This window comes from Pseudomonas sp. NFACC02 (assembly GCF_900110765.1).
Classification (GTDB): domain Bacteria; phylum Pseudomonadota; class Gammaproteobacteria; order Pseudomonadales; family Pseudomonadaceae; genus Aquipseudomonas.
Map to the genome: position 1 here is coordinate 48,854 of NZ_FOEO01000012.1, position 21,919 is coordinate 70,772.

The following is a 21,919-nucleotide window of genomic DNA, read 5'->3' on the forward strand; positions in this document are numbered from 1 at the left end:
GCGAACAAACGCACAAACTCACGGTCTATTCGCGCGCTACGCTTTACGATCGGGTTTGCGGTGCTATAACTGCTGCTCCTCATAACAACTGCCGCCAATGAGAGCCTCATGCTTAACAAAGGATTGTTCCTGGCCTGCGCGCTGGTACTGCTCAGTGCCTGCGATTCCTCCACGTCCGATAAACCTGCGTCAGCCCCGGCATCTTCGGCTGCGCCCGCGACGCAGCCCGCCGCCGCAGAGTCTGCCAGGCCCAAGCCCGCTGTCGACATTCCTGCGCTGAGCAAACGCTACGCCGGACGTGAGCTGACGGTGGTCGACGTCTCGGAAATCCAGCTCGACGGCGCGAGTACGCTGTCGGTGAGTTTTTCGGTGCCACTGAGCCCCGATCAGAAGTTCGCTGAAAAGGTGCACCTGGTCGACAGCAAGGACGGCAAGGTCGACGGTGCCTGGGAACTCTCGGACAACCTGATGGAGCTGCGTCTGCGCCATCTGGAGCCAAAGCGCAAACTGGTCCTGACGATTGATCCTGGCTTGGCGGCCGTGAACAACAACACCCTGGCGGCTGAATATTCCGCGCGCCTGGAAACATCCGATCTGCAAGCCACGGTTGGCTTCGCCAGTCGCGGCAGCCTGTTGCCGACCCGTCTGGCTGAAGGTCTGCCGGTGATTGCGCTGAACGTCGACAAGGTCGATGTCGAATTTTTCCGCATCAAACCCGATTCACTGCCCGCATTCCTCAGTTCGTGGGAGGGCTCGTCCAGCCTGCAGAGTTACGAATCCAAAGAGCTGCTGCCCATGGCCGATCTGGTCTATGGCGGCCGGTTCGACCTGAACCCTGCGCGCAACACCCGGGAGACCGTGCTGCTGCCGATTGCCGGGCTCAAGCCGCTGCAACAGCCGGGCGTTTACCTGGCCGTGATGCGCGCCTCCGGTACCTACAACTATTCCCTGCCCGCAACGCTCTTCACCCTCAGCGACATTGGCTTGTCCGTGCACCGCTACAGCAACCGGCTGGACGTATTCACCCAGGCGCTTGAGGGCGGCAAGGCGCTGAACGGTGTGGACCTCGACCTGTATGACGACAAGGGGCGAGTGATCGGCCAGGGCAAGACCGATAATGCCGGGCACGCCGAGCTGCCATTGCCGGCCAAGGCACAGGTGTTGCTCGCGCACCAGGGCGAACAGACCAGCCTGTTGCGCCTGAACAGCGCCGCGCTGGATCTGGCCGAGTTCGACATCACTGGTCCTAAGGCGCACCCGTTGCAGTTCTTCATTTTTGGCCCGCGTGATTTGTACCGACCCGGCGAGACGGTGTTGCTCAACGGCCTGTTGCGCGACAACGACGGCAAGCGTGTGAAACCACAACCGATCACGGTGGAAGTGCGCCGACCGGATGAGCAGGTCAGCCGCAAATTCGTGTGGGACGCTGACGCCACGGGCCTGTACCAATATCAGCTGCAATTGTCGGATGAGGCACCGACAGGGCGTTGGCAACTGGTGTTCGACCTCGGCGACGGCAAGCCGCAGTTGTACGAGTTTCAGGTCGAGGACTTCCTGCCCGAACGCATGGCCCTCGAACTCAAGGGCAGTGACACACCGCTGGCACCCGATGCGCCATTCGACATCGCCATCAATGGCCGTTACCTCTACGGCGCGCCGGCTTCGGGCAACCGTCTGACCGGCCAGCTTTACGTGCGGCCATTGCGCGAGGCCGTTCCGGCGTTGCCGGGTTATCAGTTTGGCTCAGTGACCGAGGAAGACCTCAAGCAGGATCTGGAAATCGAAGACAGCACACTCGATGCCAATGGCGAGCTGGAGCTGAGCATCGACAGTCAATGGGCCAAAGCTCGTTCGCCACTGGAACTGGTGCTGCAGGCCAGCTTGCAGGAATCAGGCGGTCGGCCCATCACGCGTCGCCTGACCCAGCCTGTCTGGCCTGCCGACAAATTGCCGGGTTTGCGCGGCCTGTTCGACGGCGACGCCACCGATGGCGACGGCCCGGTTGAGTTCGAGGTGCTGATGGCCGACGCCGAAGGCCACAAACTGGCGGCCGACAACCTCAAAGTGCGGCTGATTCGCGAGCGTCGTGACTACTACTGGAATTACTCCGACAGCGACGGTTGGAGTTATCACTACAACGAGAAATTTCTCAATCTGTCCGAAGAAACGGTCAGCGTGAAAAAGGACGCCACGGCGAAGGTCAGCTTCCCGGTCGAGTGGGGCCCTTACCGCGTCGAGGTTGAAGACCCGGCGACCGGGTTGATCAGCAGCGTGCGCTTCTGGGCCGGTTACCGCTGGCAGGACAACGCCGAAGGCGGCGCGGTGCGCCCTGATCAGGTCAAACTGGCGCTGGACAAACCGGCCTACGCCGACGGTGACACGGCCAAAGTCACAGTGACGCCACCGAGCGCCGGCAAAGGCTACCTGTTGGTGGAATCCAGCGACGGCCCTCTGTGGTGGCAGGAGATCGACGTGCCGGCCGAAGGCAAAACCTTCGATATCCCGATGGACAAGAAATGGGCGCGCCACGATTTGTACGTCAGTGCGCTGGTGATCCGTCCCGGCGAGCGCAAAGCTAACGTCACGCCTAAACGCGCAGTCGGCGTGCTGCACCTGCCGCTGGACCGCTCGCAACGCAAGCTGGCGTTGACCGTCACGGCGCCGGAAAAAATGCGGCCCAAGCAACCGCTCACGCTCAAGATCAACGCGAAGAACGCCGACGGGTCGATCCCCAGGGACGTGCATGTGCTGGTGGCGGCGGTCGACGTTGGCATTCTCAACATCACCGAGTACGCCACGCCTGATCCATTCGCCAGCCTGTTCGGGCGCAAGGAATACGGCGCTGACCAACTCGATGTGTATGGCCAGTTGATCGAAGCCGGTCGCAACCGTCTTGCCAGCCTGGCGTTCGGCGGCGACGCTGCGCTGGCCAAGGGCGGTAAGCGTCCCGAAACCGGCGTCACCATCGTTGCCCTGCAGAGCGCGCCGGTGACGTTGAACGAGCAGGGCGATGCGCAAGTCAGCGTCGACATTCCTGATTTCAATGGTGAGCTGCGCATCATGGCGCAGGCCTGGACGGATGAACGCTACGGCATGGCCGAAGCGAAAACCGTGGTCGCCGCGCCGCTGATTGCCGAGCTGTCGGCACCGCGCTTCCTGGCCGGTGGCGACCAGACCAGCGTGGCACTGGACCTCTCGAACCTGTCAGGCAAGGCACAGAAGCTCAACGTGCAGGTCACGGCCGAAGGACAGTTGGGCCTGGCCCAGGGTGAGGTCAGCAAAGCGGTGAGTCTGACCCAGGGCCAGCGCACGACGTTGCAGATTCCGGTGAAAGCGCAGGGCGGTTTCGGCCAGGGCGTGATCAGAGTCACGGTCAATGGCATGGACTTGCCGGGCGAGAACCTGCCGCCGTTCAGTCGCGAATGGACCCTTGGCGTGCGTCCGGCCTATCCGGCGATGCTGCGGCAATACCGGGCGGTGCTGAAGGATCAGGCGTGGAGTCTGCCTGAAGGTACGCTCGACGCATTCGAACCGGCAGGGCGCGAGGCATTGCTGTCGGTGTCGAGCCGTCCGCCGCTGAACCTTGGCGAGCAGATTCGTGCGCTGAAGGCTTACCCCTACGGTTGCCTTGAGCAAACCACCAGCGGCCTGTATCCGTCTCTGTATGCCGATGCTGCAACCCTCAAGCGGCTGGGCCTCGAGGGCGAACCCGACGCAGTGCGCAAACGCAAGATCGAACTGGGCATCGAGCGATTGCTCGGGATGCAGCGCTACAACGGCAGTTTCGGCCTGTGGGGCGCCGACGGTGAAGAGGAATACTGGCTGACTGCGTACGTCACCGACTTCCTGCTGCGCGCGCGCGATCAGGGCTATGCCGTGCCGCCGGACGCGTTGAAAAAAGCCAGCGAGCGTTTGCTGCGTTACTTGCAGGAGCGAAACCAGATCGAGGTCAACTACAGCGAAAACGCCGACCACACGCGCTTTGCGGTGCAGGCGTATGCCGGGCTCGTGTTGTCGCGCAGCCAGCAGGCGCCTTTGGGCGCGTTGCGCAGCCTGTTCGACCGCCGCGCGGATGCCCGCTCGGGATTGCCCCTGGTGCAACTGTCGATCGCGCTGGAAAAGATGGGCGACAAACCTCGCGCCGATCAGGCCTTGCTGGCCGGGCTGGCGGCGGGTCGCAAGGCCAACGACTGGCTCGCCGATTACGGCAGTCCGTTGCGCGATCAGGCGTTGATTCTGTCCCTGCTCGAAGAGAACAAGCTGGCGACGGACAAGGTCGAAGAGCGCTTGTTTGCATTGTCCGATCAACTGGCCGCCAGCCGTTATCTGTCGACGCAGGAACGTAACTCACTGTTTCTGGCGGGGCGTGATCTGCTCGGCAAGCCGGAAGGCAAGTGGGCTGCGACGTTGAACAGCGGCAGCAACAACCGTGAACTGAGCAATGACCAGCCGGGCGTCAAGCTGGACAGTTCGGTACTGGCGTCGCCGTTGACCGTGCAGAACACCAGCGGCGACACGCTGTATCAACAGATGACGATCTCCGGGTACCCGTCGCAACCGCCTGCGGCCGGTGGAGAGAATCTGGCGATTCGTCGTGAGTACCTCGGAATGGATGGCGAGGCGCTGAATCTCAACGCCCTGAAGAGCGGCGAACTGGTGCTGGTGCACCTGGAGGTCAAAGCCAAGGAACGGGTGCCGGATGCGCTGGTAGTGGACTTGCTGCCCGCCGGCCTTGAGATCGAAAACCAGAACCTGGCGCAAAGTGCGGCCAGCCTTGAAGACGCCAGTGAGTCAGTGAAGCAGTGGCGCGAGTCGATGGAAAACGCCGGCGTGAAACACCAGGAGTTTCGCGGCGACCGTTATGTAGCCGCCATGGATCTTCAGGGCTTTAACACCGTTCACCTGCTGTACCTGGCGCGTGCCGTGACACCGGGCATCTACCGCGTGCCGCCGCCACAAGTGGAGTCGATGTACCGGCCGAACTGGCAGGCGCTGGGCGAAACGCCTGCGCAGTTGGTGGTGAAAGGGAAGAAGTGAACAAGGGGAGGGCATTCCCTGTCGGAACGCGGTCACTGAGTGTAGGAGCGCGCTTGCCCGCGATTGCGGTACGTCAGCTGACATCTACGTCACAGACAAACCGGATTCGCGGGCAAGCGCGCTCCTACAGGATCGGTGTTTCGTGCAATTAGTGAATAATCCAGCTCAACAACCACAGCCCCAGAAACAGCCAGATGATCCCCATGATGATCGAGGCGCGCATGAAGGCGCGGATGGCCGAATACAGCAGCATCAGGCCGATGATCAGGGCCACGATGCTGATCAGCGAGGTGTCCATGCCCAGCGTGCGTGACAGGCCGTCGACGAAATTGCCACCGGCATGAGTGAACATGTTGAACAACCAGCTTAACCCGTCGACCACGAAGCGAATCACGGCCCCGATTACCTGGCCAAGCCATTCGAAAACGCTTTCTACCTGCATGTCTGCTTCCTGATGAAAGGGATGGAACACAATAAAGACTGTTCGCTTTGGCTGTCGATGGGCGAAGCGAGTTCCGTGAAGCATAAAGGCTGCCTGCCATGACGCGCAGATTTCTTGTGGGGTGCGCAAGATCCCTGTGGGAGCGAGCTTGCTCGCGAATCGGCCTGTCACCTGATGCTGAGTCGACTGACCCGACGCCTTCGCGAGCAAGCTCGCTCCCACAGGATCCCGGTTTGCCGCAAGGTCGGTGGCAAGGGGCGAGACGTGCAGGACGCTGGATCATCGGCAGCCTGCTGTTGATCTGCCTGCTGCTCTGGCTGGCGGACCGGATCTGGCCACTGCCGCTGCCCAAGGATGATCTGGCGCGAGTGGTGCTCGCTGAAGACGGCACGCCGTTGTGGCGTTTCGCCGATGCCAACGGCGTGTGGCGTTACCCGGTGACGGCCGATCAGGTGTCGCCGTATTACCTCGAAGCGCTGCTTACCTACGAAGATCGCTGGTTCTATCAGCATCCCGGCGTGAACCCGATGGCGCTGGTAAGGGCCACCTGGCAGAACCTCAGTGGCGGCCACGTGGTGTCGGGCGGCAGCACGTTGTCGATGCAGGTCGTGCGCTTGCTCGATCCCCATTCGCGCACGCTGCGAGGGAAGCTTCGCCAGTTGTGGCGCACCGCGCAGCTCGAATGGCATTTGTCCAAGCAGGAAATCCTTGGCCTCTACCTCAATCGCGCGCCGTTCGGTGGCACCCTGCAAGGCGTTGCGGCGGCCAGTTGGGCGTATTTGGGCAAGCCGCCACAACAGCTGACGCGTGCTGAGGCAGCGCTGCTCGCCGTCCTGCCGCAGGCGCCGAGCCGTTTGCGCCCGGATCGTCATCCTCAGCGTGCCCAGGCGGCGCGCGACAAAGTACTGAGGCGTCTGGCCGAGTTCAACGTCTGGCCGCAGCAATCGGTCGAGGAGGCGCTGGAAGAACCGTTGTTACTTGCGCCGCGACAGGAACCGAGCCTCGCACCGCTGCTCGCCCGGCGACTCAACCGTCCGGACAGCCCACCCTTGATCCGCACAACGCTGGATGCAGGGCTGCAGCGTCGTCTTGAAGACTTGCTGCTGGGCTGGCGTGCGCGGCTCCCGGAACGCACCTCGGCTGCGATTCTGGTGGTGGAAGCCGAGAACATGGCCGTGCGCGCTTATGTGGGCTCGGTGGACATCGGCGATGCCAAGCGCTTCGGTCATGTGGATATGGTCAGCGCGCTCCGGTCACCAGGCTCGACGCTCAAACCTTTTCTGTACGGCAAAGCGATGGACGCCGGGCTGATTCACTCCGAATCGCTGTTGCAGGACGTGCCACGACGCTACGGCGATTACCGGCCGGGCAACTTCTCGTCTGGGTTCAACGGCGCGGTGGCAGCCAGCTCAGCCCTGTCGATGTCGCTCAATCTGCCTGCGGTGCAACTGCTCGAAGCTTACGGTCCCAAACGCTTTGCCGCCGAGTTGCGCAATGGCGGTGTTCCGCTGACCCTGCCACCGTTGGCCGAACCGAATCTGGCATTGATACTCGGCGGCGCGGGCAGTCGACTGGAGGATCTGGTGGGCGGTTACAGTGCATTTGCGCGAGGCGGGCGCAGTGCCGACATTCGCTTGCAACCGGACGATCGTCTGCGTGACCGGCCGATGATGTCGCCGGGGGCCGCGTGGATTGTCCGGCGCATCCTCACCGGTCAGTCGCGGCCCGATCTGGACCCCCATGCCGAGCTGGTACAGCGTCCGCAACTGGCCTGGAAAACCGGCACCAGCTACGGTTTTCGGGACGCCTGGTCAATTGGCGTCGGGCCGAGGTTCTTGATCGGCGTGTGGATCGGTCGGCCAGACGGCACGCCGGTGCCGGGGCAATTCGGGCTGGCATCGGCCGCGCCACTGATGCTGCAGGTTCACGATCTGCTGGTGAACCGCGATGCTCAGCGAAACATCGTGCCGCCCGTATTGCCGGTGCCGCTCAACGTTGGCGTGGCTGCCATCTGCTGGCCGTTGGGGCAACCGATGAGCAAGAGCGATCCCAACTGTCGGCGTCAGCGTTTTGCCTGGACGCTGGACGGCACCACGCCGCCGACCTTGCAGGCCACGGATCAACCGCTGGATCTCGGACTACTGGAAAAAATCTGGGTCAACGACAAGGGCCTGCGGGTGGGTGCAGATTGTCCGCAGGCACAGGCTCGGGACATTGCGCTCTGGCCTGCGCCGTTGGAGCCCTGGCTCGCGAAAAGTGAACGCCGCGAGGCGCGCTTGCCCGCCGTCGATCCGGCTTGCCCGCCGGACGGGCCTGGCCCGACCGCGCCGCTGACGATTGTCGGCGTTCGCGAGGGCGATCATCTGCGTTTGCCGACAGGCAGTCAGCAACTGTTGCGTCTGAACCTGTCGGCACTGGGAGGCAGCGGTCGACGGTGGTGGTTCATCGACGGAGCGCCGGTGGGCGATACCGCGAATCAGGACAGCTACAACCACACCTTCACCCGCCTGGGCCGCTATCAACTGAGCGTGCTGGACGAAAGCGGCCAGACCGCGCGGGTGGAGTTCAGCGTGGTGGATTGAAGCCACCGCAAGCGACACGCGTTAAATGGACTCAGCGGCTTCTGCTTGCGGCGCGTGGCGGCTATCTGGGCGGATACTGCTGCAGGATTTTCTGAACCGTCTGACGCAGCGCCAGCTCGCGCGCTGCCGGGTTGGCATTACTGTCGCTCACGACCTGCTCGGTGCTGCCGCGCCACACCAGCTTGCCGTCCTTACCGTCGAGCATGTCGATCTGCAGGGTCGAGACCTTGTAATCGACATTGCGCGTCTCGGTGCCGATCGGACCGCCCCAGTAACCGCCCCACGGGTTGCCCCAATAACCGCCACCGCCGTAGTTAGTGGTGACCATTTGCTGACGGTTTTCGACGATCAGCCAGGCTTGCACCTGCAAATCGGCCCTGGCCCCGGGAGCTGCCATGCGCAGCCCACGCTGATCGAGTTGTTCGCTCACCGACTGGCGAATGCGTTGTTCGGTCAGGTCGCTCTTGATGCGTGGGTCGTTTGGCTGATATTGCAGGGCGGGCTCTTTCCAGGCCCAGGTTCGATACCCTCCGAAGTCGCGCTGAGCGTCGAAGTCACGAGTGACCCGATCGGTCTGGCAGGCGGCGAGCAGCAAGGCAACACACACGACAGCGATACAGCGAAACATGTTGGTTCTCCAGTGCATGCACATAACGTTTGCGTAGCGGGACTGTGTAGCGGGGCTACGACGGAGGGTAGGCGGTCAGCGCGCGCTGCACGGCCTGGCGTAACGCTTTGGCACGTTCCGACTGATCGCCGCCACTGCCGGTTTCCGCACTGGCGCTCCATACCGGCTGGCCGCTGCGGGCATCGAACATGCTAATGCGTACCACCACCACTTGCTCCTGATAGGTCCGGACAATCGGCACACTGGCGTAGCCGCCGTAACCGTTGCGGTAGCCGTTGTAGTAACCCAGACCGGCGCCGCCGTAATACGGGTCGTAATAATCGTCCCGGACTTGCCGGATGCGGGTTTCCGTTCGGGTGTCAGCGGTGACGCGCAAATCGGCAGTCTGGGGATTCTGCGAAGGCCGCAGACCGCGCTGATCCAGTCCATTGCTCACCGCTTCGGCCACTTGCGCCGAGTCAGCCCATGGCGTACCGGGCGGCAGCTGGCCGTTCAGCCAGGTCCAGTTGCGGTAACGCCCGAAGTCACGCGGCGCCGCCGGGTAGGCACTCATGTCGATTGCGTTGGCGGCTTGCGGTGGCGCTGGCGGGATGGCGGCGGACACGGCGCTATAGGGATTGGGGCTCTGACAGGCAGCGAGTCCCAGGCAGAGGGAAAGCAAAGCAAGGCGGCGTTTCATGATGGTCTCCGCAGATAGCCTCAGGCAGGTCGGCACATCCAGTGCAGATAACGTCCCAGTCCGGCGAAGCTCGGGTGACGTCGATGCGCGAGCTCCATTTCCAGTAAATCCGCGAGTTCGGCTTTCGCCTGAAACTCCACCGGCATGTAATCGTGGAAAACCCGAACGCCACTCTGGGTTTCGACCTGCCACCTACCTTCAAGTTGCGCCGCTAATTCGCGGGGATCAAGGGGTTGTTGCGGGGTCAGGCTCTGTTTTTCACCGGCCAGTGTGTTTCGGCGCATTTTCTTGAAATGGCCCTTGAGCAGATTGCGGTAGATCAGCGCGTCGCGGTTGTAAAACGCCAGCGACAACCAGCCATCGGCTTTGGTCAGTTGATGCAGTGCAGGCAGGATGGTGTGGGGCTCGGCCAGCCACTCCAGCACCGCATGGCAGAGCACCAGATCATAGGGCTCGTTCAACTGGCCGGGGAGGTCTTGCCATGGCGCCTGAATGAACGTGCCCGACTGGCCCGCGTCGGCGAAGCGCTGGCGAGCGCCCTCAAGCATGGGCTCGGCAGGTTCCGCCAGGGTGACGTCATGGCCACGCTCGGCCAGCCACAACGACATGTGGCCCAGCCCCGCGCCGATATCCAGTACACGCAAGGGCCGATCCGGCAGGCTTTCTTTAAGGTCCGCCTGCAATACCGCCAGACGAATCGCGCCCTTTGCGCCGCCGTAGATCTTCTCGGCAAAGCGCGTCGCCAACTGGTCGAAATGCCGATCACTCATTTGCTGAACCGCCGCTCGCTGTCCGCCAGTTTGGCGCGAACCACGTCGTTCATGTCCAGGCCCAGTTCGCTGCACATCAGCAGCAAATAAAGCACGATATCGCCGACTTCCTGACCCGCATGCTCAAGCTCGTCCGCTGACAGTTGCCGCGACTGATCTTCGGTTTTCCACTGGAATATTTCCACCAGCTCGGCCATCTCCACACTGGCCGCCATCGCCAGGTTCTTCGGGCTGTGAAATTGCCGCCAGTCGTTGTTATCGCGGATGCGGTGCAGGCGTTGAGTGAGTTCGTCGAGGTTCATGTGCGGGTCTCCTGAAGGTGCGTAGCTTCAGGGGGATGTCCGGCGGAATCAAGTGGAGCGGGTGTGAAACTGTAGGAGCGTGGCTTGTCCCGCGATCGGCGGGGAACCCGTCGCAAAACCATTCGGCTTGGCAACACCAGACAAGCCGCATTTACAGATTCGCGGCGGGGAGCCCACTGGTCGCGGGACAAGCCAAGCTCCTACAAAAATAACCCTCTCACTCCGACGCCGGCTGCCAACTCCCCACCATGTGTACGATGCCTTCCTTGCCCTCGACCTTCAGTTGCCCATGCGAGCCTGCCGCGCTGGCCGATAGCGTCAACTCGCTGGGTAAGCGCACCGGTTTCTGAAACTCCACGCAGATCTCCACATTCGACGCGGGCAAGTGGTCATCCAGTGCCGCCAGCGTCCGGCTTTTTATCCACAGGCCGTGGGCGATGGCCTTGGGGAAACCAAACAATTTTGCGCTGGTATCGCTCAAGTGAATCGGGTTGTAGTCGCCGCTGACCTTGGCGTACTGACGGCCAATGTCCGACGGTGCGTACCAGGTCGCCAGTTCGGTCATCGGCAACGGTGCAGGCTCATATGCGCCTTCCACTTCGCCTTCCAGGTGCACGCCTCGACAGAGCATGGTGCTGTCTTCTTCCCACAACAGCCCCAATGCGTCCTCGATCTGCGTAATCAGACTGAATGTCGCGCCCTTGGCATGGGGCTTGAGGTGGGCGACGCGCACGCTCACCTGAGCCTTGATCACGCTGCCCAGCGGGCGACGGATGCTGATGCGGTTTTGCAGGTGTACCAGTCCCAGCAACGGGAAAGGAAAATCCTTGTCGGTCAGCAGCTTCATTTGAAGTGGAAACGCGAGCACATGGGGATACGTCGGCGGTAACAGGCTGCTGGGGACAAACCCACAGACCTTGGAAAACGCATTCACCTTCTCGGGATCGACCGACACCCAGCAGCGCAAGCCCTGATCGGGCAGATGCGTGCCGCTGACCTTGCGTCGCAGAGCCGCCTGCACGAACAGACCAGGCAGCGCCGGTGGAGCGTCCAGATAACGCCAATGTGAACTCATTGAAACTCTCCCGTTTTCAGCACCGCGTGCGCATTCCCGTTGAGGCCGGTCAAGCCCCGCCAAGCATAGACGGCTCAGGCACCGATGACGCTCTGTCCACAGACGCGCAGCACCTGACCGCTGACCGAGCCTGTTCCGGGCTGGCTCAACCATGCGACTGCCTCGGCGACGTCCTGAGGCAGGCCGCCCTGGCCCAGCGAACTCATTCGCCGACCTGCTTCGCGCAGGGCGAAGGGCATGTGGGCTGTCATGCTGGTTTCGATGAACCCCGGCGCGACCGCATTAATGCTGATGCCACGCTCCTTCAGCGACGGTGCCCATGCACGGGCCAGGCCGATCAGACCGGCCTTGCTGGTGGTGTAGTTGGTTTGCCCACGATTGCCCGCCAGGCCGCTGATCGATGCCATGAGAATCACACGGCCGTTGTCGTGCAGCGCGCCAGCCTCGATCAAGGCTTGCGTCAGGACTTGCGGTGCATTGAGGTTGACGTTCAGCACCGAATCCCAGAAGTCCGGCGTCATGTTGGCCAGGGTTTTATCGCGCGTGATGCCCGCGTTGTGGACCACGATGTCGAGTCCGTCCGGAATCCGATCTATCAACTGGGCCGCGGCGTCGGGCGCGCAGATATCCAGCACCACGGCCTGACCGCCCAGACGTGCGGCCAGGGCTTCAAGGTCAGACTTGGCCTGTGGCACGTCCAGGAGCACGATGTCGGCGCCGTCGCGTGCAAGGGTCTCGGCGATGGCCGCACCAATCCCGCGTGCGGCCCCGGTGACCAGCGCCTTGCGTCCGGCCAGCGGACGACTCCAGTCCTGAACCTTGGCTTCACACGCGCTGAGGCGAATCACCTGCCCGGAAATGAACGCGCTTTTTGGCGACAGGAAGAACCGCAGCGCACCTTCCAGTTGGTCCTCGGCACCTTCCTCGACCTGCAGCAGCTGGACGGTACCGCCGTTGCGCATTTCCTTGGCCAGCGAGCGGCTGAACCCTTCGATGGCTTGTTGCGTGCTGGCGGCCAGCGGATCGCTCATTGAGTCCGGGGCACGCGCCAGGATCACCAGGTGCGCACTGTGATCCAGATGGCGCAGGACGGGCTGAAAGAACTCCCGAAGTTGACCCAGTTGATCGGTGTGCACCAGTGCGCTGGCGTCGAACACAACGGCTTTGATCCTCGAGCCTTGGTCGCTGGTCCACGGGTGCGCGCCACTGACGTCACTGCCGAAACTGAACAGCAGGTCGGTCATGCGTGGCGCAAATTCGCTGACGCGCTCGGCAAGGGGACCGCCACTCAACAGCAACGCGCCTTCGACCGGGCGCAAACGGCCCGCTTGCCAGCGCTCCAGCCGAACGGGTGCTGGCAGACCTACCGCTCCGATCAGACGGCGGCCGATGTCCGAGTTGGCGAAGTCAATGTAGCGATCAGATGCCATGGAACACTCTCCTTGAGTCGGGGTTCAAAGCAGTTGACCACACTCGCCTGCAGAAAGTCCTACGCTCTTCAGTTGAGCACCCACACCAGAAAGGGAGATTTCAATGAGTCAGACACGTCGCGTGGCCATCATCGGGGGGAATCGGATTCCGTTCGCCCGTTCCAACGGGGCGTACGCCACGGCCAGCAATCAGGACATGCTGACCGCCGCGCTGGAGGGCCTGATCGAGCGCTTCAACCTGCATGGCCTGCGCCTGGGGGAAGTGGCGGCGGGCGCGGTACTCAAACATTCCCGGGACTTCAACCTGACCCGCGAATGCGTGCTGGGCTCCCGGTTGTCCCCACAAACGCCAGCTTATGACATACAGCAGGCCTGCGGCACTGGCCTTGAAGCGGCATTACTGGTCGCCAACAAAATTGCGCTGGGACAAATCGAATGCGGCATCGCCGGAGGCGTCGATACAACCTCTGACGCGCCGATCGGGGTCAACGAAGATCTGCGGCAGATCCTGCTGCAGGTCAATCGCAGCAAAACCACGGCCGACAAGCTGAAGGCGTTGACGCAGTTGCGTCCGCATAACCTCAAACCCGAATTGCCGCGCAATGGTGAGCCTCGCACGGGATTGTCGATGGGGCAGCATTGCGAACTGATGGCGCAGACCTGGCAGATTCCCCGGGAGGCTCAGGATCAGTTGGCGCTGGAGAGCCATCAAAAGATGGCCGCCGCGTATGCGGAAGGTTGGCAGAGCGATCTGATCACCCCGTTTCTGGGACTGACCCGCGACAACAACCTGCGGGTCGATGCCAGCCTGGAAAAGCTTGCATCGCTCAAGCCTGCGTACGAACGCAGTGCCAAGGGCACTCTGACAGCTGGCAATTCCACGCCGCTGACAGACGGCGCATCGCTGGTCCTGCTGGCGAGTGAAGAGTGGGCGCGTGAACGCGGTCTTCCGGTCCTGGCGTACTGGCGCGATGGTGAGTCAGCGGCAGTGGATTTCGTGCGCGGAGAGGAAGGATTGTTGATGGCGCCGGTGTATGCGGTGCCGCGTCTCCTGGCCCGCAACGGACTGACCTTACAGGACTTCGATTACTACGAAATTCATGAAGCCTTCGCGGCACAGGTGCTGTGTACCTTGGAGGCGTGGGAAGACGCAGATTACTGCAAAACCCGGTTGGGACTCGATGCGCCACTCGGTTCGATTGATCGCAGCAAACTCAACGTCAAAGGCAGTTCGCTCGCGGCAGGGCATCCGTTTGCCGCCACTGGCGGACGCATTGTCGCCAACCTGGCGAAGCTGCTGAGTGTGGCCGGGCAGGGACGAGGGCTGATCTCGATTTGTGCCGCGGGCGGGCAGGGCGTCACGGCCATCATCGAGCGGTGATGATGGCTAGCGGTAGTTGCGCCTGCCGGGATTGAGGCAGGCGTGACTGGCAGGACGTCCGCGCTGCAACGTAAACTGCCGCTTCACGACACAAGGCGCGCTCATGCCGACCAACGGACATCGCCCATACCGCAACGCGAGCACCCAGCGCCTCATTCCGACGCTGACACATCTGCCCAGCCCGCTTTATGCGCGGGCCGAGAGTCTGAACGCAGGATCATGGACGCCGACGCATCGTCATGACTGGGTGCAATTCTCCTACGCGATCAGCGGCGTGCTGGGCGTACACACCGCGCAGGGCAGCTTCTTCGCACCGCCGCAGTGGGGCGTCTGGATTCCTGCGGGGCTGGATCATGAAGTGGTCACTTCGATGCGTGCGGAAATGCGCAGCCTGTACGTGCGCACGCAGGATGCTCAGTGGGCGCCGAACCGGTGTCGGGTCCTGGAGGTCACGCCGCTGGCCCGCGAGTTAATCAAGGCCTTCTGCCTGCTTCCCGCCGATTACCCCCAGCACGACAGCCAGGAATCACGCCTCGTCAACGTGTTGCTCGATCAGTTGGCGAGCTTGCCGGAAGTCGGCTTCTCCCTTCCGTTGCCGCGTCATGCCCGTTTGTTGGCGCTGTGCAATGAACTGGTGGATGACCCTGGGCAGCCTGTCACGCTGACCGAGTGGTCGTCTCGCCTGAACATGTCGGAAAAAACGCTGATGCGCCTGTTCCAGCGCGAGACAGGATTGAGCTTCCGGGGTTGGCGTCAGCGCGCCAGGCTGTTGGCTTCGCTCAACGCTTTGGAAGAGGGCGAAAGCGTGACGAGTACCGCGCTCAATTGTGGTTACGATTCTACGTCGGCATTCATTGCGGCTTTCAAGGGGCTGTTTGGCTTCACCCCGGGCGAACTGTTCAGAAACTGAGGGCCTCGGTCTCTCATTCGTCGGGCCGTTCGTCGATCTGTCCGAAAGGGGAATGCAGGCGACATTGAGGGCGCCGGGGTCATGCTGCGGCCCGGCATGAAAGGTGCTTGGATGAACGCGGGGAACGTATGGTTTGCAATTGAATCCATGACTGCATTCCAGATGCCCCTACTCGCTGGCAGAGGATTGCCGTATAACGAGCAACAATCGCGTGTTTGGCAACGAAGGACCCACAAAAAAAGCTGATGAAGACTCCAAAACGCATTGAACCCCTGATCGAAGACGGTCTGGTAGACGAGGTGCTGCGTCCGCTGATGAGCGGCAAAGAGGCAGCTGTTTATGTGGTGCGCTGTGGCAACGAGCTGCGGTGCGCGAAGGTTTACAAGGAGGCAAACAAACGTAGTTTCCGACAGGCTGCGGAGTACCAGGAAGGCCGTAAGGTCCGTAACAGTCGCCAGGCTCGCGCCATGGCAAAAGGCTCTAAATTCGGTCGCAAGGAAACCGAGGACGCCTGGCAGAACGCCGAGGTGGCGGCCTTGTTTCGGTTGGCCAATGCGGGAGTCAGGGTGCCCAAGCCGTACGACTTCCTTGAAGGCGTGCTGTTGATGGAGATGGTCTCTGACGAGTACGGCGATGCGGCGCCGCGTCTGAACGACGTCACGATGGAGCCCGATCAGGCCCGCGAGTATCACGCGTTCCTGATTCAGCAAATCGTGCTCATGTTGTGTACCGGACTGGTGCACGGTGACCTTTCCGAGTTCAACGTGCTGCTTTCGCCAGACGGCCCGGTCATCATCGACTTGCCTCAGGCGGTCGACGCGGCCGGTAACAATCACGCGTTCAGCATGCTGGAGCGTGACGTGGGCAACATGGCTTCCTATTTCGGTCGCTTCGCGCCGGAATTGAAGAAGACGCGCTATGCCAAAGAAATGTGGGCGTACTACGAGGCCGGCACTTTGTCGCCTGCCACGGTATTGACCGGCGAGTTCGCCGATCCGGACGACGTGGCCGATGTGAACAGCGTGTTGCGCGAAATCGAAGCGGCGCAACGGGATGAAGCACGACGCCAGGCTGCACGCACGGCAGACGATGCGCCGCCCAACAAGGCCGAAGAACCGCCTCCGCCCTGGATGCAGTGACCGGTTACACGGAAACCCGGCTCATGCCGGGTTTTCCGTTATTGGCGCCTGGGCTTAATGGCAACACCCACCCGATTCCAGATCCCTGAGAATCGGACAGTCCGGTCGGTCGTTGCCCTGACAGTGCGTGACCAGATCCTGCAAGGTATCCCTCAGTCCCGCCAGTTCTTCGATCTTCTGATTCAGCTCGATGATGTGTTTGTTCGCCAGCGCTTTCACATCGGCACTGGCGCGGCCTCGGTCCTGCCACAAGGTCAACAGTTTGCCGACTTCTTCCAGTGAAAAGCCCAGATCTCGTGAGCGTTTGATAAACGCCAACGTGTGCAGGTCGTTGGCGCTGTAGACGCGATAGCCGCTGTCGGTGCGGGTCGCGGCCTGCAGCAGGCCGATCGACTCGTAGTAACGAATCATCTTGGCGCTCAGGCCGCTGTTTTTTGCCGCTTGACCAATGTTCATTACGCGTCTCCCTGATCCATCGGATCCTCAGGCATTTTCCAGGTTTTCAACAGCAGGGCGTTGCTGACCACACTTACGCTCGACAGCGCCATGGCCGCGCCTGCCAGTACCGGATTCAACAGGCCGAACGCGGCCAGTGGAATGCCGATCAGGTTGTAGACGAACGCCCAGAACAGGTTCTGACGAATCTTGGCGTAAGTCCTGCGGCTGATGTCGAGTGCTGCGGGAATAAGGCGCGGATCGCCACGCATCAAGGTAATGCCCGAGGCGTGCATCGCCACATCGGTGCCCCCGCCCATTGCGATGCCGATGTCGGCGGCCGCGAGCGCAGGCGCGTCGTTGATGCCATCGCCGACCATCGCCACCACACCTGTTTTCTTCAGGGCGACAACGGCAGCGGCTTTGTCGGCGGGCAAGACTTCGGCGTGAACATCGGTGATGCCCAGCGTGTCGGCCACGGCGTTGGCACTGCCCCAGTTATCGCCGGTCAACAAGTGGCTGCTGATATGGCGCTTGCTCAGTTGCTCGATGGCGCGTGCTGCGCCTGGCTTGACGGTGTCGCCAAACGCAAGCAGGCCAACCACCTGCCGTTGCGGGGCCAGTTCGATCAACCACGACAGCGTGCGACCTTCGGCCTCCCACGCCATGGCCTTGTCAGCGAGCGATCCTGGATTCAGGCCGCTTTCTTCCAACAGGCGTCGGTTGCCTAGCGCCAGCTCCCGACCGTGAAGCGTACCGGCGATGCCACGCCCCGCCAGCGAGCGGCTGTGGGTCACGTCTTCGGGTGTCAGGCCGCGATCACTGCAAACGTCGAGTACGGCTTTTGCCAGCGGGTGTTCACTCCCACGCTGCAACGTGCCGGCCATCTGTAGCAACTCGCTTTCATCGCCATTGAGCGCCACCATGTGGGCGATCCGAGGTGTGCCTGAGGTTAGCGTGCCTGTTTTGTCGAATACGACGGTGGTGACTTCGTGAGCGCGTTCGAGGGCTTCAGCGTCTTTGATCAGGATGCCGTAGCGAGCCGCGACGCCGGTTCCGGCCATGATTGCGGTCGGGGTCGCCAGCCCCAGCGCACAAGGGCAGGCGATGACCAGTACCGCGACAGCGTTGATCAAAGCGACTTCCAGTGAGGCCCCGGCGAACAGCCATCCGGCCAGTGTCGCCATCGCGATCAGAAGGACGGCCGGTACAAATACCTGACTGACCTTATCCACCAGCTTCTGGATGGGCGCCTTGGCGGACTGAGCGTCTTCAACAAGGCGGATGATTCGCGCCAGCACGGTTTCCGCGCCTAGCGCCTGAGTGCTGACCAGCAGTCGGCCCTCGCCATTGATCGCGCCGCCGGTCACCTTGTCGCCCGGTTGTTTGGGGATCGGCAGGCTTTCGCCACTGATCAGGGCTTCGTCGGCATGGCTATGGCCTTCGACGACTTGTCCGTCGACCGGAAAACGTTCACCGGGTTTGACCCGTACAAGGTCGCCGACTTTCAGCGCGCTGATGGCGACGTCGTGTTCCTGCCCGTCAATGACCTGAATCGCGCGTTCGGGGCGCAACGCCTCGAGCGCCCGGATCGCGCTGGCGGTCTGGCGCTTGGCACTGCTTTCCAGGTATTTGCCGAGCAGTACGAGGGCGATGACCACCGCCGACGCCTCGAAGTACAAATGCGGCATGCTGCCCGGCGCGGCCGTCAGCCACTGATACACGCTCAAGCCATAGCCCGCACTGGTACCCAGGGCAACCAGCAGGTCCATGTTTCCGGCACCGGCGCGGACGGCCTTCCACGCCGCGACATAGAAGCGCGCACCCAGGAAAAACTGAACCGGTGTCGCCAGCAGAAACTGCGCCCACCCGGGCAGCATCCAGTGCACGCCCAGAGGCTGCAGCAACATCGGCAGCACCAGCGGCACCGCCAGCACGATGGCCAGCATCAAGCGCCAGCGTTCGCTGTCATGGCGTTTTTGCTGGTCGGCTTCCTGAACGGAAGTATCCTGCTCCAGACTCGCGCCATAACCGGCTTTGTCGACGGCGGCGATCAGCGTCGCCGGATCGATCGGCCCGGCGACTTCCACGTGAGCGCGTTCATTGGCGAGGTTAACGGTAGCGTTGGTAACGCCGGGGACTTTACGCAAGGCGCGTTCGACACGGCCTGAGCAGCTGGCGCAGGTCATGCCGGTGATCGGCAGGTCAAACGTATCGGGACTGGGCATGGTCGGGCACTCCTTGAAGGCGATTGCCAGCAAGGATCAACCTTGCCACGTTGGCAAGGTCAAGTCCTGAGTTGCATCAATAATTCAGATCGGCTTTTTTGAGATACATGCCGTTCGGGCCGGAGGCAATCCGGTATTTCAGGACATCGCCTGCATTGATATGAATGCGGGTATTGTTCTGCGCTTCAATGCCGGGCGAGCAACCTGGCGTCTGGCCAGGCAGCACGCGCAGACGCAGTGACACATCGCCTGCGGGCAGGTTGTAAGAGCGTGACTCTTCCTGGAACAGGCGACCGACCAGTTGATCCTGCATGTAAATGCCAATCTCGCAGGACGTGGCCACTTCCAGCCGCTCGCGGGAAATGATGAGTACGCCGTAGTCCTGATCGGCCTGAGCCCAGGATGCGGAAGCCAACAGGCCGATAAAACCTGCGATGCGAAAGGCTGACCAGCGCATTGCCGATTCTCCTGATGTTCGATGATGAAACACTTTGGCTCAGGACATCGCGGAACACCAGCCCGGCAGATGCACGAGAAACTTGACCTTGCCACGGTGGGAAGGTCGAACATGGCGACGTTCAGCTGTTTCACCCCGTGAGCAGCCACTCAACCGAGGAGTCATCACATGCAGGTATTCAACGTTCAAGGCATGACCTGTGGACACTGCGTCCGCGCCGTTACCAACGCGATCAAGGCTCAAGACCCGGCCGCCGACGTGCAGATCGACCTGGCCAAAGGCGAGGTCAAGGTGCAGAGCCAGTTGGCGAGCGAGCAGGTGATCGGGCTGATCGAGGAGGAAGGGTACAGCGCGAAGGTTGCATAAGGCTGCAGAGCAGCATTTGTAGGCGCGCGCTTGCCCGCGAAGGGGATCCATCATTCACCGATGATATGCCTGATCCAATGCATTCGTCGGAATGCCGCCCAGACCAAGCGCGCGCCTAAAAAATTGCGTTCCTAATAGTGATACCACTTCAACTCAAGCATCACTTCGTTCACGGGCGACGTCAGTTGGCTGAATTCCCGTTGTGCGCTGAGCCGCAGGCCCAGGTTTCGCGAAAGCTCCCACTGCTGATTCAAGCTGATGTTGCGACGGACTTCGCCGTTGATGAAGTAATCGCCTTTGGTTTCCAGGCTGAAATTGCCCAGTGGATTACGCCACAGAACCCCGGTATTGAAGCCGGCGGCGGGTGACACGAGCGCGTCGAAGTCATTATTGTGTTCGATCCGCACCGTGCCCAGCGCAAAGCCCAGCACGTCGTCCCCCAGCTTCCAGGTCCCGCCCGCGCCGCCGTTCACGTGGCTGACCAGATTCTCGTCGCCATGCTTGCCCAGCACACGCTCCAGACCGCCCGCCACTTGCCACGACCATGGCTGCAGCAGCTCGTTGCGAGGGGTCAACGAGCGAATGGTCGCCAGGTCCAGTTGCTGAACCTGCCAGCGACTGTCTTCGTACTGACGCAGCTTGAGCTGAAGGATCTCGATCTGCGCGCCCAACGGGAAGCCATAGGCATTGTCGTTGAGGTCGTGATACGCCATGCGCAAGCCATATTCGGCGAACGCTTTGTCATCCCGCGTGCCGGCGCCCAGTTGCCAGGTGCGCGATTCATGGCCGTCTTCCGGCAAGCCAGGGCGCTCGATTTCCAGTGCCGGCGGGGGATTGGTGCTGATTGCACGCAGCAGGTCATAGCTGCGCTGCGAGCGGACCGGGTCGCGTTCCAGGCCGTTGGCACGGTAGCGCTCCAGTCGATACGCCGCGTCCTGAATCAACGCCCGTCGCTCCTTCGGAACCTCCAGGTATTCAGGGCTCTGCATTTGCTGCTGATCCGCGCTGACCTTCAGCACCCATTGCTTTTCATCATGGTTCAGGGGCTCGGCGCGGCTGAGCAGTTCACGCTCCTTGGAAGGCCGATAATCGATTTTCTCCACCAACCCCGCGTCCTTGACGGCACGCACGGTATCGGTGGGGATCGCCGTCAGGCGGAATTGCGGCGTCAGGTTCAGGCTCGGCCGTGCAACCTGCAACAGTTCGAGAAGACGATAAGAGCAGTTTTCGTCGAAAAAGAAATAGCCGAAGCGAATCTGTTTGAGTTCCCACACGTGCTCGACCATGCGCCGGGTTTCTTCCGGCGTCAGGTTCAGCCGGTATTCCCACAGATCGCGGTTTTCCAGGCTGCGGTACTCAGAGAGTTTTTCCTGATAGGGCACCAGCGCGAACAGCCCCGGATAGCCGCCCATCAGGCCTTTCCAGGCGTACAGGATGCTGTTGTCGGAGCCTTCGATGTAGGCGCCGAAGTTGATCGCGTAGCTGAGCAAGGCGGTCTTGTTCGCCTCGACCCCGGCCTGATCGATGCGCAACAAGGTATGGCCGAACATCGACGACGGGCTGTTGAGGTACGCGGCGGGGAAAATCATCACCGTGCTGTCGGGCGCGACGTCGGAGAACCACTTGTTGAATTCCTTGCAGTCGACGGCGGGCAGGTCAGTCAGCTTCAGCTGATCACGTAAAAATCGCGTGCGAGAGGGGTAGACGCACTGTGGGTGTTCGTCTTCCTTGCCCTGGACGACGGGGCGATAGATCGCCTCGAGCGTGGCGGCCAGCTCGGCTTTGGGATCGTGGGCGCCGTTGACGGCGAGGAAGAATTTCGGGTCGTCGACATAGCTGCGCCAGCCACCGAGTTTCCCGGCTTCATAATGGCCTATCGCGACCCAGAATCTGGAATTGGCCAATTGCTGCAAACGATCATCATCGATGTGAGGCGCGGCATACAGCGGGGCGCAGACACAGAGCGCCAGCCAGGCAAGGCGTTTGAGCATAGATTGGCAACTAATCAGGTAGACGGAAGCTGAACGAGAGCAGTGGGAGCCTGCCTTCCGAAGAAGG

At 61.8% G+C, this 21,919-nt stretch carries 17 protein-coding genes; 6 read left to right on the forward strand and 11 right to left on the reverse strand.

Annotated features, from left to right (window positions below):
• Window positions 1-108: 108 nt before the first annotated feature.
• A complete protein-coding gene (locus BMY73_RS12650; protein WP_092407435.1) occupies window positions 109-5,037 on the forward strand; it encodes an alpha-2-macroglobulin family protein in 4,929 nt (1,642 codons plus the stop codon).
• 148 nt (window positions 5,038-5,185) lie between these two features.
• On the opposite strand, the gene BMY73_RS12655 is transcribed toward BMY73_RS12650, so the two are convergent.
• A complete protein-coding gene (locus BMY73_RS12655; RefSeq protein WP_092407437.1) occupies window positions 5,186-5,479 on the reverse strand; it encodes a hypothetical protein in 294 nt (97 codons plus the stop codon).
• Between the two features lie 233 nt (window positions 5,480-5,712).
• Here BMY73_RS12655 and pbpC point away from each other — a divergent pair, with 233 nt between their 5' ends.
• Window positions 5,713-8,061: a peptidoglycan glycosyltransferase PbpC gene (pbpC, locus tag BMY73_RS12660; protein ID WP_256571172.1), complete on the forward strand. Its 2,349-nt coding sequence runs from the start codon at window positions 5,713-5,715 to the stop codon at window positions 8,059-8,061.
• Between the two features lie 61 nt (window positions 8,062-8,122).
• Here pbpC and BMY73_RS12665 read toward each other — a convergent pair whose 3' ends face one another.
• From BMY73_RS12665 to BMY73_RS12690, 6 genes are all read right to left on the reverse strand, one after another.
• Entirely contained in the window at window positions 8,123-8,689 is a 567-nt protein-coding gene (locus BMY73_RS12665; RefSeq protein WP_092407441.1) for a DUF4136 domain-containing protein, read from the reverse strand.
• Window positions 8,690-8,744: 55 nt separating this feature from the next.
• Complete coding sequence (locus tag BMY73_RS12670) at window positions 8,745-9,368, reverse strand: DUF4136 domain-containing protein (protein WP_092407443.1); 624 nt, start codon at window positions 9,366-9,368, stop codon at window positions 8,745-8,747.
• A 20-nt stretch (window positions 9,369-9,388) separates the two neighbouring features.
• Window positions 9,389-10,138, reverse strand: coding sequence for a methyltransferase domain-containing protein (locus BMY73_RS12675; RefSeq protein ID WP_092407445.1), 750 nt, complete (start codon window positions 10,136-10,138; stop codon window positions 9,389-9,391).
• Window positions 10,135-10,440: a nucleotide pyrophosphohydrolase gene (locus BMY73_RS12680; protein ID WP_092407447.1), complete on the reverse strand. Its 306-nt coding sequence runs from the start codon at window positions 10,438-10,440 to the stop codon at window positions 10,135-10,137. Before BMY73_RS12680 ends, BMY73_RS12675 begins: the two co-directional genes overlap by 4 nt.
• Before the next feature lie 217 nt (window positions 10,441-10,657).
• Entirely contained in the window at window positions 10,658-11,515 is an 858-nt protein-coding gene (locus tag BMY73_RS12685) for a MaoC family dehydratase (RefSeq protein ID WP_092407449.1), read from the reverse strand.
• A gap of 74 nt (window positions 11,516-11,589) precedes the next feature.
• Window positions 11,590-12,945, reverse strand: a complete 1,356-nt coding sequence (locus BMY73_RS12690) for a 3-oxoacyl-ACP reductase (protein WP_092407451.1) — start codon at window positions 12,943-12,945, stop codon at window positions 11,590-11,592.
• Window positions 12,946-13,048: 103 nt separating this feature from the next.
• Here BMY73_RS12690 and BMY73_RS12695 point away from each other — a divergent pair, with 103 nt between their 5' ends.
• The 3 genes from BMY73_RS12695 (at window position 13,049) to BMY73_RS12705 (ending at window position 16,375) form a co-directional block, all read left to right on the forward strand.
• The gene (locus BMY73_RS12695; RefSeq protein WP_092407453.1) at window positions 13,049-14,326 is read left to right on the forward strand and encodes an acetyl-CoA C-acetyltransferase; all 1,278 of its coding nucleotides are present in this window, start codon (window positions 13,049-13,051) and stop codon (window positions 14,324-14,326) included.
• 103 nt (window positions 14,327-14,429) lie between these two features.
• Window positions 14,430-15,236 (forward strand): AraC family transcriptional regulator, encoded by an 807-nt coding sequence (locus BMY73_RS12700; protein ID WP_092407455.1) that lies wholly within the window; start codon window positions 14,430-14,432, stop codon window positions 15,234-15,236.
• A 245-nt stretch (window positions 15,237-15,481) separates the two neighbouring features.
• Entirely contained in the window at window positions 15,482-16,375 is an 894-nt protein-coding gene (locus BMY73_RS12705) for a PA4780 family RIO1-like protein kinase (protein ID WP_092407457.1), read from the forward strand.
• A 54-nt stretch (window positions 16,376-16,429) separates the two neighbouring features.
• Here BMY73_RS12705 and cueR read toward each other — a convergent pair whose 3' ends face one another.
• The 3 genes from cueR to BMY73_RS12720 form a co-directional block, all read right to left on the reverse strand.
• Window positions 16,430-16,831: a Cu(I)-responsive transcriptional regulator gene (gene cueR, locus BMY73_RS12710; RefSeq protein ID WP_062378815.1), complete on the reverse strand. Its 402-nt coding sequence runs from the start codon at window positions 16,829-16,831 to the stop codon at window positions 16,430-16,432.
• The gene (locus BMY73_RS12715; protein WP_092407459.1) at window positions 16,831-19,038 is read right to left on the reverse strand and encodes a heavy metal translocating P-type ATPase; all 2,208 of its coding nucleotides are present in this window, start codon (window positions 19,036-19,038) and stop codon (window positions 16,831-16,833) included. The genes cueR and BMY73_RS12715 overlap by 1 nt, the downstream gene beginning before the upstream one ends.
• A 76-nt stretch (window positions 19,039-19,114) precedes the next feature.
• Window positions 19,115-19,495, reverse strand: coding sequence for a hypothetical protein (locus tag BMY73_RS12720; RefSeq protein WP_092407461.1), 381 nt, complete (start codon window positions 19,493-19,495; stop codon window positions 19,115-19,117).
• 168 nt (window positions 19,496-19,663) lie between these two features.
• On the opposite strand from BMY73_RS12720, the gene BMY73_RS12725 reads away from it, so the two are divergent.
• Window positions 19,664-19,861, forward strand: coding sequence for a heavy-metal-associated domain-containing protein (locus BMY73_RS12725; RefSeq protein ID WP_062378810.1), 198 nt, complete (start codon window positions 19,664-19,666; stop codon window positions 19,859-19,861).
• Between the two features lie 131 nt (window positions 19,862-19,992).
• On the opposite strand, the gene BMY73_RS12730 is transcribed toward BMY73_RS12725, so the two are convergent.
• A complete protein-coding gene (locus tag BMY73_RS12730) occupies window positions 19,993-21,852 on the reverse strand; it encodes an Lnb N-terminal periplasmic domain-containing protein (protein WP_092407463.1) in 1,860 nt (619 codons plus the stop codon).
• Window positions 21,853-21,919 lie beyond the last annotated feature (67 nt).

Bases quoted from the DNA above. Each gene is read 5' to 3' on its own strand.
- BMY73_RS12705 (WP_092407457.1), top strand. From the start codon at position 15,482: ATGAAGACTCCAAAACGCATTGAACCCCTGATCGAAGACGGTCTGGTA.
- BMY73_RS12655 (WP_092407437.1), bottom strand. From the start codon at position 5,479: ATGCAGGTAGAAAGCGTTTTCGAATGGCTTGGCCAGGTAATCGGGGCC.
- BMY73_RS12725 (WP_062378810.1), top strand. From the start codon at position 19,664: ATGCAGGTATTCAACGTTCAAGGCATGACCTGTGGACACTGCGTCCGC.
- BMY73_RS12685 (WP_092407449.1), bottom strand. From the start codon at position 11,515: ATGAGTTCACATTGGCGTTATCTGGACGCTCCACCGGCGCTGCCTGGT.
- BMY73_RS12715 (WP_092407459.1), bottom strand. From the start codon at position 19,038: ATGCCCAGTCCCGATACGTTTGACCTGCCGATCACCGGCATGACCTGC.
- BMY73_RS12680 (WP_092407447.1), bottom strand. From the start codon at position 10,440: ATGAACCTCGACGAACTCACTCAACGCCTGCACCGCATCCGCGATAAC.
- BMY73_RS12695 (WP_092407453.1), top strand. From the start codon at position 13,049: ATGAGTCAGACACGTCGCGTGGCCATCATCGGGGGGAATCGGATTCCG.
- BMY73_RS12665 (WP_092407441.1), bottom strand. From the start codon at position 8,689: ATGTTTCGCTGTATCGCTGTCGTGTGTGTTGCCTTGCTGCTCGCCGCC.
- BMY73_RS12690 (WP_092407451.1), bottom strand. From the start codon at position 12,945: ATGGCATCTGATCGCTACATTGACTTCGCCAACTCGGACATCGGCCGC.
- BMY73_RS12670 (WP_092407443.1), bottom strand. From the start codon at position 9,368: ATGAAACGCCGCCTTGCTTTGCTTTCCCTCTGCCTGGGACTCGCTGCC.
- BMY73_RS12720 (WP_092407461.1), bottom strand. From the start codon at position 19,495: ATGCGCTGGTCAGCCTTTCGCATCGCAGGTTTTATCGGCCTGTTGGCT.
- BMY73_RS12650 (WP_092407435.1), top strand. From the start codon at position 109: ATGCTTAACAAAGGATTGTTCCTGGCCTGCGCGCTGGTACTGCTCAGT.
- BMY73_RS12730 (WP_092407463.1), bottom strand. From the start codon at position 21,852: ATGCTCAAACGCCTTGCCTGGCTGGCGCTCTGTGTCTGCGCCCCGCTG.
- BMY73_RS12700 (WP_092407455.1), top strand. From the start codon at position 14,430: ATGCCGACCAACGGACATCGCCCATACCGCAACGCGAGCACCCAGCGC.
- BMY73_RS12675 (WP_092407445.1), bottom strand. From the start codon at position 10,138: ATGAGTGATCGGCATTTCGACCAGTTGGCGACGCGCTTTGCCGAGAAG.
- cueR (WP_062378815.1), bottom strand. From the start codon at position 16,831: ATGAACATTGGTCAAGCGGCAAAAAACAGCGGCCTGAGCGCCAAGATG.